The organism is uncultured Endozoicomonas sp., assembly GCF_947495845.1.
Classification (GTDB): domain Bacteria; phylum Pseudomonadota; class Gammaproteobacteria; order Pseudomonadales; family Endozoicomonadaceae; genus Endozoicomonas.
Genome location: NZ_CANMAO010000024.1, coordinates 1 through 15639, shown reverse-complemented (window position 1 = coordinate 15639; position 15639 = coordinate 1). Strand labels below are relative to the sequence as shown.

The 15639-nt window shown below is 49.1% G+C and carries 29 protein-coding genes; all 29 read left to right on the top strand.

From position 1 onward, the window contains the following. Positions 1-387 precede the first annotated feature (387 nt). The 29 genes from rpsJ to Q1B11_RS14880 all read left to right on the top strand — a co-directional run bounded on the left by rpsJ (position 388) and on the right by Q1B11_RS14880 (position 15619). On the top strand, positions 388-723 hold the full coding sequence (rpsJ, locus tag Q1B11_RS15020) for a 30S ribosomal protein S10 (RefSeq protein WP_020582417.1): 336 nt from the start codon (positions 388-390) through the stop codon (positions 721-723). Positions 724-825: 102 nt separating this feature from the next. Then, positions 826-1470: a 50S ribosomal protein L3 gene (gene rplC, locus Q1B11_RS15015; protein ID WP_299734128.1), complete on the top strand. Its 645-nt coding sequence runs from the start codon at positions 826-828 to the stop codon at positions 1468-1470. Positions 1471-1482: 12 nt separating this feature from the next. Beyond that, the gene (gene rplD, locus Q1B11_RS15010) at positions 1483-2085 is read left to right on the top strand and encodes a 50S ribosomal protein L4 (RefSeq protein ID WP_067516564.1); all 603 of its coding nucleotides are present in this window, start codon (positions 1483-1485) and stop codon (positions 2083-2085) included. Further along, positions 2082-2378: a 50S ribosomal protein L23 gene (rplW, locus tag Q1B11_RS15005; protein WP_067516566.1), complete on the top strand. Its 297-nt coding sequence runs from the start codon at positions 2082-2084 to the stop codon at positions 2376-2378. The genes rplD and rplW overlap by 4 nt, the downstream gene beginning before the upstream one ends. Before the next feature lie 11 nt (positions 2379-2389). Then, positions 2390-3217, top strand: a complete 828-nt coding sequence (gene rplB, locus Q1B11_RS15000; RefSeq protein WP_299734126.1) for a 50S ribosomal protein L2 — start codon at positions 2390-2392, stop codon at positions 3215-3217. 21 nt (positions 3218-3238) lie between these two features. Then, positions 3239-3517, top strand: coding sequence for a 30S ribosomal protein S19 (rpsS, locus tag Q1B11_RS14995; protein ID WP_067516570.1), 279 nt, complete (start codon positions 3239-3241; stop codon positions 3515-3517). A gap of 12 nt (positions 3518-3529) precedes the next feature. Then, positions 3530-3865: a 50S ribosomal protein L22 gene (rplV, locus tag Q1B11_RS14990; protein WP_067516572.1), complete on the top strand. Its 336-nt coding sequence runs from the start codon at positions 3530-3532 to the stop codon at positions 3863-3865. Positions 3866-3876: 11 nt separating this feature from the next. Further along, positions 3877-4581 (top strand): 30S ribosomal protein S3, encoded by a 705-nt coding sequence (rpsC, locus tag Q1B11_RS14985; RefSeq protein ID WP_299734125.1) that lies wholly within the window; start codon positions 3877-3879, stop codon positions 4579-4581. Between the two features lie 11 nt (positions 4582-4592). Then, positions 4593-5006 carry a 50S ribosomal protein L16 gene (rplP, locus tag Q1B11_RS14980; protein ID WP_067516576.1) on the top strand — a complete coding sequence of 138 codons (414 nt, stop codon included), beginning with the start codon at positions 4593-4595 and terminating at the stop codon, positions 5004-5006. Then, positions 5006-5197 carry a 50S ribosomal protein L29 gene (rpmC, locus tag Q1B11_RS14975; RefSeq protein WP_067516578.1) on the top strand — a complete coding sequence of 64 codons (192 nt, stop codon included), beginning with the start codon at positions 5006-5008 and terminating at the stop codon, positions 5195-5197. The genes rplP and rpmC overlap by 1 nt, the downstream gene beginning before the upstream one ends. Positions 5198-5201: 4 nt before the next feature. After that, positions 5202-5465 (top strand): 30S ribosomal protein S17, encoded by a 264-nt coding sequence (gene rpsQ / locus Q1B11_RS14970; protein WP_067516580.1) that lies wholly within the window; start codon positions 5202-5204, stop codon positions 5463-5465. 129 nt (positions 5466-5594) lie between these two features. Beyond that, positions 5595-5963, top strand: coding sequence for a 50S ribosomal protein L14 (gene rplN, locus Q1B11_RS14965; protein WP_067516582.1), 369 nt, complete (start codon positions 5595-5597; stop codon positions 5961-5963). Positions 5964-5975: 12 nt separating this feature from the next. Then, entirely contained in the window at positions 5976-6293 is a 318-nt protein-coding gene (rplX, locus tag Q1B11_RS14960) for a 50S ribosomal protein L24 (RefSeq protein WP_299734120.1), read from the top strand. A 10-nt stretch (positions 6294-6303) separates the two neighbouring features. Further along, positions 6304-6843 (top strand): 50S ribosomal protein L5, encoded by a 540-nt coding sequence (rplE, locus tag Q1B11_RS14955; RefSeq protein ID WP_299734118.1) that lies wholly within the window; start codon positions 6304-6306, stop codon positions 6841-6843. 16 nt (positions 6844-6859) lie between these two features. Continuing rightward, positions 6860-7165 carry a 30S ribosomal protein S14 gene (gene rpsN / locus Q1B11_RS14950; protein ID WP_299734116.1) on the top strand — a complete coding sequence of 102 codons (306 nt, stop codon included), beginning with the start codon at positions 6860-6862 and terminating at the stop codon, positions 7163-7165. Positions 7166-7193: 28 nt separating this feature from the next. Further along, positions 7194-7586: a 30S ribosomal protein S8 gene (gene rpsH / locus Q1B11_RS14945; protein WP_299734114.1), complete on the top strand. Its 393-nt coding sequence runs from the start codon at positions 7194-7196 to the stop codon at positions 7584-7586. A 12-nt stretch (positions 7587-7598) separates the two neighbouring features. Next, complete coding sequence (gene rplF, locus Q1B11_RS14940; protein WP_299734112.1) at positions 7599-8132, top strand: 50S ribosomal protein L6; 534 nt, start codon at positions 7599-7601, stop codon at positions 8130-8132. 14 nt (positions 8133-8146) lie between these two features. Then, a complete protein-coding gene (rplR, locus tag Q1B11_RS14935) occupies positions 8147-8497 on the top strand; it encodes a 50S ribosomal protein L18 (RefSeq protein WP_067516594.1) in 351 nt (116 codons plus the stop codon). 12 nt (positions 8498-8509) lie between these two features. Next, complete coding sequence (gene rpsE, locus Q1B11_RS14930; RefSeq protein ID WP_067516596.1) at positions 8510-9025, top strand: 30S ribosomal protein S5; 516 nt, start codon at positions 8510-8512, stop codon at positions 9023-9025. A gap of 3 nt (positions 9026-9028) precedes the next feature. Continuing rightward, complete coding sequence (rpmD, locus tag Q1B11_RS14925; protein ID WP_020582398.1) at positions 9029-9214, top strand: 50S ribosomal protein L30; 186 nt, start codon at positions 9029-9031, stop codon at positions 9212-9214. A 1-nt stretch (position 9215) separates the two neighbouring features. Continuing rightward, entirely contained in the window at positions 9216-9650 is a 435-nt protein-coding gene (gene rplO / locus Q1B11_RS14920; RefSeq protein ID WP_067516598.1) for a 50S ribosomal protein L15, read from the top strand. Then, positions 9651-10976: a preprotein translocase subunit SecY gene (gene secY / locus Q1B11_RS14915; RefSeq protein WP_067516600.1), complete on the top strand. Its 1326-nt coding sequence runs from the start codon at positions 9651-9653 to the stop codon at positions 10974-10976. Between the two features lie 59 nt (positions 10977-11035). Next, positions 11036-11149: a 50S ribosomal protein L36 gene (gene rpmJ / locus Q1B11_RS14910; RefSeq protein ID WP_081622108.1), complete on the top strand. Its 114-nt coding sequence runs from the start codon at positions 11036-11038 to the stop codon at positions 11147-11149. 320 nt (positions 11150-11469) lie between these two features. Beyond that, positions 11470-11826 (top strand): 30S ribosomal protein S13, encoded by a 357-nt coding sequence (gene rpsM, locus Q1B11_RS14905; RefSeq protein WP_067516602.1) that lies wholly within the window; start codon positions 11470-11472, stop codon positions 11824-11826. 60 nt (positions 11827-11886) lie between these two features. Continuing rightward, on the top strand, positions 11887-12276 hold the full coding sequence (gene rpsK / locus Q1B11_RS14900; RefSeq protein WP_067516604.1) for a 30S ribosomal protein S11: 390 nt from the start codon (positions 11887-11889) through the stop codon (positions 12274-12276). Positions 12277-12291: 15 nt separating this feature from the next. Then, a complete protein-coding gene (gene rpsD / locus Q1B11_RS14895) occupies positions 12292-12912 on the top strand; it encodes a 30S ribosomal protein S4 (protein WP_067516606.1) in 621 nt (206 codons plus the stop codon). Between the two features lie 31 nt (positions 12913-12943). Next, positions 12944-13945, top strand: coding sequence for a DNA-directed RNA polymerase subunit alpha (gene rpoA / locus Q1B11_RS14890; RefSeq protein ID WP_067516609.1), 1002 nt, complete (start codon positions 12944-12946; stop codon positions 13943-13945). A gap of 68 nt (positions 13946-14013) precedes the next feature. After that, a complete protein-coding gene (gene rplQ / locus Q1B11_RS14885; protein WP_067516611.1) occupies positions 14014-14406 on the top strand; it encodes a 50S ribosomal protein L17 in 393 nt (130 codons plus the stop codon). 394 nt (positions 14407-14800) lie between these two features. Further along, positions 14801-15619 carry a serine/threonine-protein kinase gene (locus Q1B11_RS14880; protein WP_299734086.1) on the top strand — a complete coding sequence of 273 codons (819 nt, stop codon included), beginning with the start codon at positions 14801-14803 and terminating at the stop codon, positions 15617-15619. The last annotated feature ends 20 nt before the right edge of the window (positions 15620-15639 follow it).

Genomic DNA, 15639 nt, shown 5'->3' with positions numbered 1-15639 from the left:
CGGTATGTTTGTGGTGTTTTTTGTTTCCTTGGTTGTCTCGGGGTGGATGTTTGCGTCAAAGGAGTGATCTCCATTTTTACTTATGCCATGTTCGTGTAGATGTTCTTTATAAATTAACAGGTTGGTCTGGATAATCAAAAATAAGCAGACGCCTCTCAGGGTTTCAGATAATCCTTATACAATTCTATGGCTGGATAAGAGTATGATTTTTGGCAGATGATTCGACCGTTTTACAGAGCACAAATTAGCTGAACACTTGTTTGAGATAAAGTTTGTCTGAATACTTGTCTTGACAGATGCTTTTGTGATTAGTAAGATTTTGCGTCCTTTTGTCTTGGTGACATTGATCACCAGACTTCGTTCTTTATATACCATGGTTAGAACAAGATGAGCCAACAATCAAAACAAAGCGGTCAGGCGCAGCAAATTCGCATTCGTCTGAAAGCTTTTGATCATCGCCTGATTGACCAGTCTACGCAGGAAATCGTTGATACTGCGAAGAGAACTGGTGCGCAGGTGCGTGGTCCTATCCCTCTGCCAACCCGAAAAGAACGTTTTACAGTTCTGATTTCTCCACACGTCAATAAAGACGCTCGTGATCAGTATGAAATCCGTACTCATAAACGCCTTCTCGATATCATCGAGCCCACCGAAAAAACTGTAGACGCACTGATGAAGCTGGACTTGGCAGCCGGCGTTGAAGTGCAAATCAGTCTCGGTTAATAAGGCCAATGGGCTCTCCATCAAAGTGTGCACACTTTTGTGTAACAGCTCTGAAGTGAGCGGCCATAGTGGGTGTTAGCCCCGTACACGAGAGAGGTTGAAATGACTATTGGATTAGTCGGCAAGAAACGCGGTATGACCCGTGTTTTCACCGAAGACGGTGCTTCAATACCAGTAACCGTAATCGAAGTTGATCCAAACCGTGTTACCCAGGTTAAAACCTTGGATACCGACGGATACACAGCGATTCAGGTAACTTCTGGTAGCAAAAAAAGCAGCCGTTTAAGCAAGCCAAAGGCTGGCCACTTCGCCAAAGCAGGCGTTGAAGCTGGTGATGGGCTTTGGGAATTCCGTATCGACGAAGACGCTTCTTATAGCGTAGGCGACGTTATCGGTGTAGATCTGTTTGCAGATGGTCAGAAGGTAGACGTTACCGGTCAGTCCAAGGGTAAGGGGTTTCAGGGCGTTATTAAACGCTACAACTTCCGTATGCAGGACGCGACTCACGGTAACTCACTGTCTCACCGTGCGCCTGGTTCTATCGGCCAGTGTCAGACTCCTGGTCGGGTCTTCAAAGGCAAGAAAATGGCTGGGCATATGGGTGCTGAGAAAGTAACCGTACAGTCCCTGGAAATCGTCCGCGTAGATAGCGAACGTAACCTGCTGCTGGTAAAAGGCGCAGTACCTGGTGCTACCGGTGCTGACGTTGTTGTTAAGCCAGCGGTTAAAGCTGCAGCTGCTGCCTGAGGGGATTAAATAATGGAACTGAAGGTAAACGGTGCAGATGCCGTTCAGGTCTCAGACGTAACTTTTGCCACTGAATTCAACGAAACTCTGGTTCACCAGGCGGTTGTTGCTTTCATGGCGGGTTCTCGTCAAGGTACCAAGGCGCAAAAGACACGCAGCGAAGTTAGCGGCGGTGGTCGTAAGCCATGGCGTCAAAAAGGTTCCGGTCGTGCGCGCGCCGGTACCATCCGTAGCCCATTGTGGCGCGGGGGCGGCAGAACTTTTGCTGCTAAACCACAGAATCACACTCAAAAGCTGAATAAAAAGATGTACCGCGCAGCACTGCGCTCCATCTTGTCTGAGCTGGTTCGTCAAGATCGTCTGGTGGTGGTTGAGCAGTTCGCTGTTGAATCCCCTAAGACAAAACTGGTTGTTGCCAAGCTGAATGAGCTGAACGCTAACGGCGCGTTGATCGTGTCCGAAGAAGTGGATCAGAACATTTATCTGGCTGCTCGCAACATTCCTTATGTGGATGTTCGTGACGTACAGGGTATTGATCCGGTTAGTCTGGTTGCTCACGACAAAGTCGTGATGACTGTTGCTGCCATCAAGAAGTTCGAGGAGATGCTGGGATGAACCAGGAACGTATTTTTAAAGTACTGTTTGGTCCTCACATTTCCGAGAAGGCCACTGTTGTTGCTGAAGAGCATAACCAGTACGTCTTTAAGGTAGCTAAGGACGCAACCAAGCTCGAAATCAAAAAAGCTGTTGAGCAGCTGTTTGAAGTCAGCGTTAAAGCTGTCAGGACTGTCGTTGTTAAGGGCAAGACTAAGCGTACACGTTTCGGTATGGGCCATCGCTCAGACTGGAAAAAGGCTTACGTCAGCCTGGAGCAAGGTCAGGAAATTGACTTCGCGGACGCGGAATAAGGAGCTAGAGAATGGCAGTTATCAAATGCAAGCCGACTTCTCCAGGTCGCCGCTTCGTAGTCAAGGTTGTAAACCCTGACCTCCACAAAGGCCGTCCATACGCGCCTCTGCTGGAAAAGAAGTCTAAAACTGGTGGTCGCAACAATGCTGGCCGTATCACTACCCGTCATCGTGGTGGTGGTCACAAGCAGCACTATCGTATCGTAGATTTTCGTCGCAACAAGGATGGCATTCCAGCTGTTGTTGAGCGTCTGGAGTACGATCCAAACCGTACCGCGCATATCGCTCTGTTGAAATACATTGACGGTGAGCGTCGTTACATTATCGCACCTAAAGGTGTGAAAGCCGGTGATCAACTTTTCTCCGGTGTTGATGCCCCGATCAAAGCGGGAAATACATTGCCATTGCGCAATATCCCACAGGGTTCCATCGTACACTGTGTAGAAATGAAGCCTGGTAAAGGCGCTCAGATGATCCGCAGTGCTGGTGCTTCTGCCCAGCTGGTCGCTCGTGACGGTGCTTACGTTACTCTGCGTCTGCGTTCCGGTGAAATGCGTAAAGTATTGGCTGACTGTCGTGCCACTCTGGGCGAAGTCTCTAACAGTGAGCACAGTTTGCGCTCCCTGGGTAAAGCGGGTGCTAAGCGCTGGCGTGGTGTGCGTCCAACCGTTCGTGGTGTTGCCATGAACCCGGTTGATCACCCACATGGTGGTGGTGAAGGTCGTACTTCCGGTGGTCGTCATCCTGTGACGCCATGGGGTGTTCCGACTAAGGGTCGTAAGACTCGTTCCAACAAGCGTACGGATAAAATGATCGTACGTCGTCGCAGCGCGAAGTAAGCCCAGAGAGAGGATACGATAGTGCCACGTTCACTGAAAAAAGGCCCATTTATCGACCTTCACCTGTTGAAGAAGGTCGAAGAAGCGGCTGATAGCGGCAACAAGCGTCCGATCAAGACCTGGTCACGCCGCTCAATGATTATCCCAACTATGGTTGGTCTGACTCTGGCTGTTCATAACGGTCGTCAGCACGTACCTGTTTTCGTCAGTGAAGACATGGTCGGTCATAAGCTGGGCGAGTTTGCTGCTACCCGTACATATCGCGGCCATGCAGCAGACAAAAAGGCCAAGAAGCGCTAAGAGGGTTATGAAATGAAAGAAGTTGCTGCTATGCATAAAGGCGCTCGCATTTCTGCCCAGAAAGCGCGTCTGGTCGCTGACCAGATTCGCGGCAAGGCAGTAGGCGAAGCCCTGAATCTGCTGAGCTACAGCCCTAAGAAAGCTGCGGTTCTGGTTAAGAAAGTGCTTGAGTCTGCTATTGCAAACGCTGAGCACAATGACGGCATGGATATTGATGAGCTGAAAGTGTCTACTTGCTTCGTTGATGAAGCAATGACCATGAAGCGTATTCGTCCACGTGCCAAGGGTCGTGCTGATCGCATTCTGAAGCGGTCTTGCCATATTACGGTTAAGGTTGCAGAGGTCTAAGGAGCGGTCACATGGGTCAAAAAGTACATCCTAATGGAATTCGCCTTGGCATCGTCAAGCCTCATCGTTCAGTCTGGTTCGCAGACGGTAGCGATTACGCTGACAAGCTGAATGCCGATCTGGCAGTGCGTAGTTTCATAGAGCAGAAGCTGAAAAATGCTTCTGTCAGTCACGTTGATATCCAGCGTCCAGCTCAAAGCGCTCGTATTACTATTCACACTGCCCGTCCAGGTATCGTGATTGGTAAGAAAGGCGAAGACGTTGAGAAGCTGCGTCAGGCCATTACTAAAATGATGGGCGTGCCTGTACACATCAACATTGAAGAAATTCGTAAGCCTGAACTGAATGCCATGCTGGTAGCTCAGAGCATCGCTGGTCAGCTGGAGCGTCGTGTGATGTTCCGTCGTGCCATGAAGCGCTCTGTACAAAATGCTATGCGCATGGGTGCCAAGGGTATCAAGATTCAGTTGAGTGGTCGTCTGGGTGGCGCTGAAATCGCACGTACCGAATGGTATCGCGAAGGTCGTGTGCCGCTTCACACTCTGCGTGCTGACATTGATTACGCGCAGTACGAAGCCCTGACTACTTACGGTATCCTGGGCGTGAAGGTCTGGATCTTTAAAGGTGAAGTAATTGGTGGCGTTCCACCGGTTATTGAAACTCCAAAAGATCAGCAGCCACGTCGCCCTAATAAAAAGCGTCAAGCTAAGAATTAAGGAGCGCGGAAATGTTACAACCTAAACGTACTAAGTTCCGTAAGCAGATGAAAGGCCGCAACCGCGGTCTGGCTCTGCGCGGCTCCAAGGTTAGCTTCGGCGAATACGCATTGAAAGCTGTTGGTCGTGGACGTATAACTGCGCGTCAGATTGAAGCGGCTCGTCGTGCCATGACCCGTCACGTTAAGCGTGGTGGTAAAATCTGGATCCGCGTCTTCCCAGACAAGCCGATCACCGGCAAGCCTCTTGAGGTTCGTCAGGGTAAAGGTAAGGGTAACGTGGAATACTGGGTGTGCCAGATTCAACCAGGCCGCGTTCTCTATGAGATGGAAGGTGTGTCCGAAGAGCTGGCTCGTGAAGCCTTTGCTCTGGCTGCTGCGAAGCTGCCACTGGAAACTACCTTCGTTAAGCGGAGCGTAATGTGATGAATGCTGCTGAACTGCGTGAAAAGTCTGTAGAGGAGCTCAATACTGAGCTTCTCTCTCTGCTGCGGGATCAGTTTAATTTCCGTATGCAGAAAGCTACTGGCCAAATGGCACAGAGTCATCTGCTGAAGCAGGTTAAGCGCGACATCGCTCGCGTGAAAACCATCCTGAACCAAAAGGCAGGAGCGTAAAAAGATGACTGAAGCTAAAATGGTCCGTACTCTTACCGGCAAGGTTGTGAGCGACAAGATGGATAAAACCGTCACTGTTCTCATCGAACGCCGGGTAAAGCATCCGCTTCTGGGTAAAATCGTGAAGCGGTCCACCAAGTTGCACGCTCATGATGAGAACAACGAATGCCGTATGGGCGACGTTGTAACCATTAAAGAGACGCGTCCTCTGTCAAAGAGCAAGACATTTGCACTTGTATCCATTGACGAGCGTGCCACTCAGATCTAAGGCTTAGGTGCTTTGGGCTTGAGTTAATGATGGCCGACCTGCCAGATGGTTTTTTATTGTCTGTCGGTTCGGCTGTTTGTATGATAGCCGGCGAGTACCCGCCTGCAGTTTGGGCTTGGAGATAAAGTAATGATCCAAACAGAAAGTGAACTCGAAGTCGCTGATAACAGCGGCGCACGTCGAGTACAATGTATCAAGGTGTTGGGAGGCTCCCATCGCCGTTACGCACACATTGGTGACATCATCAAAGTATCCGTTAAGGAAGCAATTCCTCGCGGTAAGGTCAAAAAAGGCCAGGTGATGAACGCCGTTGTTGTTCGTACACGTAAAGGTGTTCGTCGTCCAGACGGCTCCCTGATCAAGTTCGATGGCAATGCGGCTGTTCTGCTTAACGCAAACAACCAGCCTATCGGTACACGTATCTTTGGACCAGTGACTCGTGAACTGCGCGGTGAGCAGTTTATGAAGATCATTTCACTGGCCCCAGAAGTACTGTAACGGGAGCAGAACATGAAAAAGATCCGTCGTGATGACGAAGTCATCGTAATTGCCGGCAAGGACAAAGGTAAGCGCGGTAAAGTGCAAACCGTTCGTGCTGACGGCAAGCTGATTGTTTCTGGCATCAACATGATGAAGAAGCATCAGAAGCCTAACCCAATGTTGGGCACTCCTGGTGGAATCGTAGAGAAAGAAGCGGCTATTCAAGCTTCTAACGTTGCGCTTCTGAACCCTGAAACCAACAAGGCTGATCGTGTTGGCTTTACCACTTCTGAAGATGGTAATAAGCAGCGCGTATTCAAGTCTAACGGCAAGCCTGTTGGCGCGTAAGGGGAGAGTGATGGCAAATTTCAAAACTAAATATCGTGAAGAGATTCTTCCAAAGCTCCAAGATGAGCTAGGTGTGAAGAACGTTCATGAAGTGCCACGCATCACTAAAATCACCCTGAACATGGGTGTGGGTGAAGCGATTGGTGACAAGAAAGTCATCGAGCACGCACTGGCTGACATGGAAAAAATCGCCGGTCAGAAGCCTGTGGTAACCAAGGCTCGCAACTCTGTTGCTGGATTCAAGGTTCGTGAAGGTTGGCCAATCGGTGTGAAGGTAACTCTACGTAGCGATCGCATGTATGAGTTTCTGGAGCGTCTGGTTGACATCGCTCTGCCACGTGTACGTGACTTCCGTGGTGTGAGTGCCAAGTCCTTCGACGGACGTGGTAACTACAGCATGGGTGTTAAAGAGCAAATCATCTTCCCTGAAGTTGATTACGACAAAATCGACACTCTTCGCGGTCTGGACATTACTCTGACCACAACTGCTAAGAATGACGATGAAGGCCGTGCTCTGCTGAAGGCTTTCAACTTCCCATTCCGTAACTGATACAGGTACGAGTTTTATGGCAAAAGTATCCATGAAGCAACGGGAACTGAAGCGTCAGCAAACCGTTGCCAAATTCGCTGAAAAGCGCGCACAGCTGAAAGCTGTGATTAACAATCCTAACAGCACTGAAGATGAGCGTTGGGATGCACAAGTAGCTCTTCAAAAGCAGCCGCGTGACGCGAGTAAATCTCGTCTGCGTAACCGCTGTCGAGTTACTGGACGTCCACACGGCGTTCTGCGCAAATTCGGCCTGAGCCGTATCAAGCTGCGTGAAGCAGCGATGCGTGGTGATGTTCCAGGTCTGGTTAAGGCCAGCTGGTAAGCCATTTCATCTTCGGGAGATATAGATAATGAGTATGCAGGACCCGTTAGCAGATATGCTAACTCGTATCCGTAATGCCCAGATGGCAGAGCACGTCTCTGTCACCATGCCATCCTCTAAAATCAAAGTGGCTGTTGCCCAGGTTTTGAAGGACGAAGGCTTCATCGCAGACTTCTTTGTTTCTGGTGAAGAAAAACCTGAGCTAACCATCGAACTGAAATATTTCGAAGGCAAGCCAGTTATTGAGAGTTTGAAGCGTAGCAGCCGTCCTGGACTGCGTTCTTACGCTGGTAAAGAAGCTCTGCCTAAAGTAAACAGCGGTCTGGGTATCGCTATCGTGTCAACCAACAAAGGTGTAATGACCGAACGTGCTGCTCGTGCAGCCGGTGTTGGTGGCGAAATTCTCTGCACAGTATTCTAAGGGAGGGGTATTATGTCTCGAGTAGCCAAAAGCCCTGTTGCTATCCCTGCTGGTGTAGAGATCAAGCACGATGGCCAAGGTCTGATTATCAAAGGACCTAAAGGTCAACTGGAACTTGTTGTTCACAACAATGTCGAAGTTGCACAGGAAGAAAGCGTTCTGACGTTTGCTCCACGTGATGGTGCCAAGTACTCGCGTGCTCTGGCAGGAACCACCCGTGCTCTGGTTAACAACATGGTAACTGGTGTCACCACTGGCTTTGCTAAAAAGCTTCAGCTGGTTGGTGTTGGTTATCGTGCACAGGCCAAGGGTAATACCTTGACTTTGAACCTGGGCTTCTCCCATCCGGTTGAATACAGCCTGCCAAAAGGCGTGACTGCAGAAACCCCAACCCAGACTGAAATTCTGGTGCAGGGTATCGACAAGCAGTTGGTCGGACAGGTTGCTGCGGAAATTCGTGAATTCCGTCGTCCTGAGCCTTATAAAGGTAAGGGTGTTCGCTATGCTGACGAACGTGTTCGTCGCAAAGAAGCCAAGAAAAAGTAAGGTAGGGTGAGATCATGATGGACAAAAAATCTTCTCGCCTGCGTCGTGCCCTTCGTGCAAGGGTTAAGATGCGTGAGCTGGGTGCCATACGTCTGAGCATTCATCGTACGCCTCGCCACATTTATGCGCAGGTTATCGCCGCTAACGGCGACAAAGTGTTGGCTACTGCCTCCACTGTTGAAAAAGAACTGCGTGGCGAAGCTACCGGTAACGTAGATGCTGCCAAGAAAGTTGGTGCTCTGGTTGCTGAACGTGCCAAGGCGGCGGGTGTGACCAAGGTGGCGTTTGACCGCTCTGGTTTCAAATATCACGGTCGTGTCAAGGCGTTAGCCGATGCAGCCCGTGAAGGCGGACTGGAATTCTAAGGGTAGAACGTCATGGCAAGAGATAGAGATGATCGTAAGCCTAACAACGACGAAGGCTTGATTGAGAAGTTGGTGCAGGTCAACCGAGTAGCCAAAGTGGTGAAAGGTGGCCGTATCTTCGGCTTTACAGCACTGACCGTTGTTGGTGATGGCAAGGGTAAGGTTGGTTTCGGTCGCGGTAAAGCCCGTGAAGTGCCAATCGCTATCCAGAAAGCTATGGAAGCTGCCCGTCGCAACATGATTAATGTTGACCTGAACGGTGACACTCTGCAGTACGCAGTGAAAGCCCGTCACGGTGCTTCCAAGGTTTACATGCAGCCTGCTTCTGCAGGTACTGGTGTTATCGCCGGTGGTGCAATGCGTGCCGTTCTTGAAGTAGCTGGTGTGCATAACGTACTGGCTAAATGCTACGGTTCCACCAATCCTGTGAACGTCGTTCGTGCAACTTTCAACGGTCTGCGTGACATGCGTTCTCCTGAAGGCATTGCTGCTAAGCGTGGCAAGGCTGTTGAGGACATCCTGGGGTAAGTCATGGCTAAGAAGATGATCAAAGTGACGCTCTTGAAGAGCACCAGCGGTCGCCTCGAAAGCCATAAGGCTTGCGTACGGGGTTTGGGCCTGCGTCGTATCAGACACACTGTTGAAGTAGAAGATACTCCAGCGGTTCGTGGCATGATCAACAAGGTTTCCTACCTTGTCCGGGTAGAAGGAGAATAATATGCGTTTGAATACTCTGAGCCCGGCTGAAGGTAGCCGCAAAGAGGGTAAGCGCGTAGGTCGTGGCATAGGCTCCGGCCTGGGCAAGACCGGCGGTCGTGGCCATAAAGGTCAGAAGGCTCGTTCTGGTGGTTCTGTTAAGCCTGGTTTCGAAGGCGGTCAGCAACCATTACAGCGTCGTCTACCTAAATTCGGTTTCACTTCTCGCAAGGCGCGCTTTACTGCTGAAATTCGTCTGCACGAATTGAACAACGTTGAAGCTGACGTGATCGACCTGGCGGCTCTGGAAGCTGCAGATCTGATCGGTGGTAGCATCAAACGTGCGAAAGTGGTACTGTCTGGCGAATTGGCTAAAGCAGTCACCATTAAAGGTCTGGCTGTTACCAAAGGCGCCCGTGCTGCGATTGAAGCTGCCGGTGGTAAGATCGAGGACTAAATGGCTAAGACACTACCTGTTGGGAATCAAAGCGGCTTAAACGAGCTATGGTCTCGTGTTAAGTTCGTGTTTCTGGCGATCCTGGTTTACAGGATCGGTGCGCACATCCCTGTGCCGGGCATCAACCCTGATGCACTGGCTCGGATGTTTCAACAAAATGAAGGCACAATATTAGGCCTGTTCAACATGTTCTCTGGCGGTGCGCTGGAGAGAATGTCTGTACTTGCTCTGGGTATCATGCCTTATATTTCGGCGTCCATTATTGTTCAGTTGATGAGCGTAGTGAGCCCGCAGTTGGAGCAACTTAAAAAGGAAGGTGAGTCCGGACGTCGCAAGATAAGCCAGTACACCCGCTACCTGACCGTTGCCCTTGCTCTGATTCAGGGCACTGGCATGACTGTCGGTCTGGCCAATCAGGGTGTTGCCTTCAGCACTGACATGAGCTTCTACATAGTGGCTGTTGTTACATTCGTTACCGGTGCCGTCTTTATGATGTGGCTGGGTGAACAAGTGACTGAAAGAGGTATTGGCAACGGCATCTCGATTCTCATCTTTGCAGGTATTGTCGCAGGTCTACCAAGTGCGATTGTGCGGTCTTTCGAGTCCGCACGTCAGGGTGACGTTAATATTCTGATGTTGCTGGCTGTCGCTATACTGGCAGTCGCGATCATCGCATTTGTGGTCTTTATTGAGCGTGGACAGCGTCGGATCACCGTAAACTATGCCAAGCGTCAACAAGGACGTAAGGTGTTTGCGGCTCAGAGCAGTCATCTGCCTTTGAAAGTTAATATGGCGGGTGTTATACCAGCTATCTTTGCTTCAAGCTTGCTGCTGTTCCCTGCGTCAATTGCGCAGTGGTTCGGCCAGGGTGAAAGCATGGGTTGGTTGCAAGATATTGCTCTGGCGCTGGGTCCGGGTCAGCCACTGAACATCCTACTGTTCTCGGCAGGCATCATCTTTTTCTGTTTCTTCTATACGGCGCTTGTCTTTAATCCAAAAGATGTTGCTGATAACTTGAAGAAGTCAGGCGCATTCATTCCGGGTATTCGTCCTGGTGAACAGTCTGCGCGTTATATTGATGGTGTACTGACTCGCCTGACTATGTTCGGTGCTCTTTACATGACAGCAGTATGTCTGATTCCTCAGTTTCTGGTAGTGTCGGCTAACGTGCCTTTCTACCTCGGGGGAACCAGCTTGTTGATCGTGGTTGTCGTGGTGATGGACACCATGGCTCAGGTGCAGTCGCATCTCATGTCGCATCAGTATGAGTCGCTGCTGAAGAAATCCAATCTTAAGGGCTATGGTAACGGCGGCTTGGTTCGCTAGTTACCACTCGTTAAGAGACTCTTTTATAGAGTAGTTCTGCAACGGTTGTGGAGTAAGTTATGAAAGTACGTGCGTCGGTTAAAAAAATCTGCCGCAACTGTAAGATCATTAAGCGTAAGGGTAATGTACGCGTGATCTGTCAGGAGCCACGTCACAAACAGCGTCAGGGCTAACATTAATCGGGAATCTACGGATTCCTGAATGAAACCTGATCTGGTTTAATGTGACCAAGAATTACACAGCCGTTCATGATTTTGTCATGAGCGGTTGTGTTTTATCGAAAGACGGATTAGAATTTCCGCCTTTCGACCTGTTGTTATTAGAGGGCTGTGTTTTACACGAGCCTTAACAGTGCAACAGGATGAAGGCAGCCATTCTCAGGAGACTGATGAAAATCAGAGAAATGAAATGGTGACGTACTTCAGTCTTATTTAAGTTCGAAAGAATTGCAAATAGCTGATGTACGGTTAAATGTAATAACGGAGACGATTGAATGGCCCGTATTGCTGGCGTCAACATTCCAGATAACAAACATGCCGTTATCTCGTTGACCTACATTTTTGGTGTTGGTAAAACTTCAGCTCAGCAGCTTTGTGCTACTACTGGTGTTAACCCTTCTGCCAAAGTATCTGATCTGAGCGAAGATCAGCTGGAATCCCTGCGTACTGAAGTTGCAAAACTGAACGTTGAGGGTGACCTGCGTCGCGAAATCAGCATGAACATCAAACGCCTCATGGATCTGGGTTGCTATCGTGGTCTTCGCCACCGTCGCAGTCTGCCGGTTCGTGGTCAGCGTTCGAAGACTAATGCCCGTACTCGTAAGGGTCCGCGCAAACCGATTCGTAAGTAAGATCGTTGACTCTCTTTAATGAGACAGCAACGACTTTTTTAATACAGGATTTGTTCTGATATGGCAAAGCCAGGTACTCGTACACGTAAGAAGGTTAAAAAGTCGGTAGTGGATGGCGTAGCCCATATCCACGCCTCTTTTAACAACACTATCGTGACAATTACCGACCGCCAGGGTAATGCATTGTCCTGGGCAACTGCAGGTGGCTCCGGCTTCCGTGGTTCCCGTAAAAGTACTCCGTTCGCTGCACAGGTTGCTGCTGAACGTGCTGGACGTGCAGCCGCTGAGTTTGGTCTGAAGAATCTCGACGTGAATGTTAAAGGGCCTGGTCCAGGCCGTGAATCCGCTGTACGCGCGCTCAACGCTTGTGGTTTCAAGATCAATAACATCACTGATGTTACTCCGATCCCACACAATGGTTGTCGTCCGCCCAAGAAGCGTCGTGTATAAGCAGGAGAACGGTAAATGGCTAGATATATAGGCCCTAAGTGCAAATTGTCTCGTCGTGAAGGCACCGATCTCTTCCTGAAGAGTGGTGTTCGTGCGCTCGAGTCAAAGTGCAAGGCAGAAAATGCACCTGGTCAGCATGGCCAGCGTCGTGGTCGTCTTTCCGACTACGGTGTGCAGCTTCGTGAGAAGCAGAAAGTTCGTCGTATCTACGGCGTTCTGGAAAAGCAGTTCCGTAATTACTACAAGGAAGCTGACCGTCTGAAGGGTGCTACAGGCTCTAACCTGTTGCAACTTCTTGAGTCACGCCTTGATAACGTGATTTACCGCATGGGATTCGGTTCTACCCGTGCAGAAGCGCGTCAGCTGGTCAGCCACAAAGCTGTCATGGTTAATGGCAAGACTGTAAACATCCCGTCTTACCAGGTTAAAGCTGGTGACGTGGTTGCTATCCGTGAAAAGGCAAAGAACCAGCTGCGTATCAGTGCAGCGCTTGAACTTGCAGCTCAACGCGGTTTTTCCGTGTGGGTTGAAGTCGATGCTACTAAAAAAGAAGGCATCTTCAAGACGCTGCCCGAGCGGAGTGATCTGGCGGCCGACATCAACGAAAACTTGATCGTCGAGCTGTACTCCAAGTAAGGGATAGACAGTTAGGTGGGGTGTGACATCCATGCAGAATTCGGTTACTGAATTTTTAACTCCTCGACATATTGATGTCGAAGAAATCAGTCTGACACGGGCAAAGGTTACCCTGGAACCGCTTGAGCGTGGTTTTGGGCATACTCTTGGTAATGCCCTGCGTCGTATCCTTCTCTCTTCTATGCCCGGCTGTGCCGTGACAGAAGTAGAGATTGATGGCGTACAGCACGAATACAGCGCCATTGAAGGTGTTCAGGAAGACGTTATCGAAATCCTGCTCAACCTGAAAGGTCTGGCTATTCGTATGACTGGCCGTGACAGCGTTACTCTGACTCTGAGCAAAAAAGGTGCCGGTGTCGTCACCGCTGCTGACATCCAGCTGGATCACGATGTTGAAATCGTTAATCCTGATCATGTTATTGCCCACATGAATGACAAGGGCAATCTGAACATGAAACTGCGGGTTGCTCGTGGTCGTGGGTATGAATCAGCCGACAGCCGTCGTCAAGACGAAGAGGAAACTCGTGCTATCGGTCGTCTGCAGCTGGATGCCACCTACAGCCCTGTATACCGTGTTTCCTATGTCGTAGAAAGTGCTCGTGTTGAACAGCGTACTGACCTCGACAAGCTGGTTATTGACTTGGAAACCAATGGTACTCTGGATCCGGATGAAGCCATCCGCCGTGCTGCGACTATTCTGCAGCAGCAGTTGGCTGTATTTGTTGATCTGGAAGGTGAGTCTGAGCCAGAGCCAGTGAAGGAAGAGGATGAAGTTGACCCGATTCTTCTCCGTCCTGTTGATGATCTTGAACTTACTGTACGTAGTGCTAACTGCCTCAAAGCAGAGAATATCTACTACATTGGTGACCTGATCCAGCGAACTGAAGTTGAATTGCTCAAGACTCCGAATCTTGGCAAGAAATCCCTGACTGAAATCAAGGATGTACTTGCTTCTCGTGGTCTGAGCCTGGGTATGCGTCTCGACAACTGGCCACCGGCCAGTCTGAAGGGCGACGACAAGGTTTCTGCTTAATTGCGGCTGAGCGCTACCACCGTTGTTGAAACAGAGGTAGCGTCCAGTAAAAAGAGGAAGTTTGTGCCATGCGTCATCGTAAAAGTGGCCGCAAGCTCAACCGGAACAGTTCACATCGCAAAGCGATGTTCAAGAACATGACTGCTTCCCTGGTTGAGCATGAAGTAATCAAAACAACACTGCCGAAGGCTAAAGAGCTTCGTCGTGTTGCTGAACCGCTGATCACTCTGTCTAAAGAAGACAGCGTTGCTAACCGTCGTCTTGCGTTCGATCGTCTTCGTGACAAGGCTGCTGTTGGCAAACTGTTTACTGACTTGGGTCCGCGTTTTAAAGAGCGTCCAGGCGGTTACATCCGCATCATCAAGTGCGGTTTCCGCCATGGTGATAACGCTCCTATGGCTTATGTTGAGTTACTGGATCGTCCTGCTGTTGAAGCAGTCGAAGCAGCTGACGAAGAATAAGTTATATAAAAGCCGGGTTCGCCCGGCTTTTTTTATTATCAAAATTATCACTCTCCTCTAAATATGTTCCAGCCTGAATAAAACTAATACGTGATATCGTGGACGAGCTAATATTTCTTTAAGGTTAGCGATCATGATTCCATTACATAATAAAAGAGACTGTGTAACCTTCTCGCCTCTGAATCATTCCAATCAAAGTATTGTTGAAAGCTCTCCTGCATTTTCTGATGTTTAAATAAACTGTTTATTTAATAAACTAAAAAGCGGATTCAATAATGGTTGTGAATTAATTTCATCTAAAGGTTTTCATCTTATTGGGTTTGCTAAGGATGGATCTACCCCAGAGTTATTCCAGTTCAAGCTGGATAATCCGAGTAAGGGACACTTTAGCCAGGTGTTTGATGCTAACAAATTATTAAAGGGTCAGAGCACTGGAGACTGGAAGCTAGGAGAACTTAGAAAGCTGAAGAAGCAGAAAGAAGATGCAAATGCACAATCGGAGTATTCGAAGCTGGCTAGTCAGCTTGGTTCTATGGGCTCAGGCGTACTTGATGGCTATCGATATATTGATATAAATTTTGTGCCAGGAGTCCAGCTTTCTGATTTTGTTTTCTCTAAAGAGTGGAGTCTATCTGAAAAGATTGCTCTATCAACAAAAATTCTTGAGTGTATCCGGACGTTGGTAGCAGCGGGGGTAGGGCATCATGATTTTCATCCTGGCAATCTTCTTTATGATGAAAAAAAAGATGAGGTAAATGCAATTGATTTCGATGCCGTAGATTATCATGAGGCCCTACAATCTAGCGCTGATCAAATGCTTATTGATATCCATTATGCAGCAATTGAGTTGGCGACAGGGAAGAAAGCAAAAGCAGATGAGCGGTCTATGATCAATTCTGCAGGTATCATTATCTCCAATTTGTTTTCAGATCATCTGGATATTCAACAACCGTTTAATGTTTGCTGGGGTGAGGTTGGAGGAGAGCAGGTATTTCGGGAGGGTTATTTCTTAGTTTCACTAAGAGAACATAATCCGGCCTTACGAAATGTTTTGTTAGATATCTGTAAGGCAATGCTTGACCCAAAAGAGCTATTAAGGCCTGATGTTAATTCCTGTATATCTTCCTTAAACGTTATTAGACCTTTAGTGGAGGCGCTATGTACGGGACAAAAACACCGCAAGCCAGATATAGCAATGCATAATAAGGTATGAGCTGGCTTCCATACTGGGTA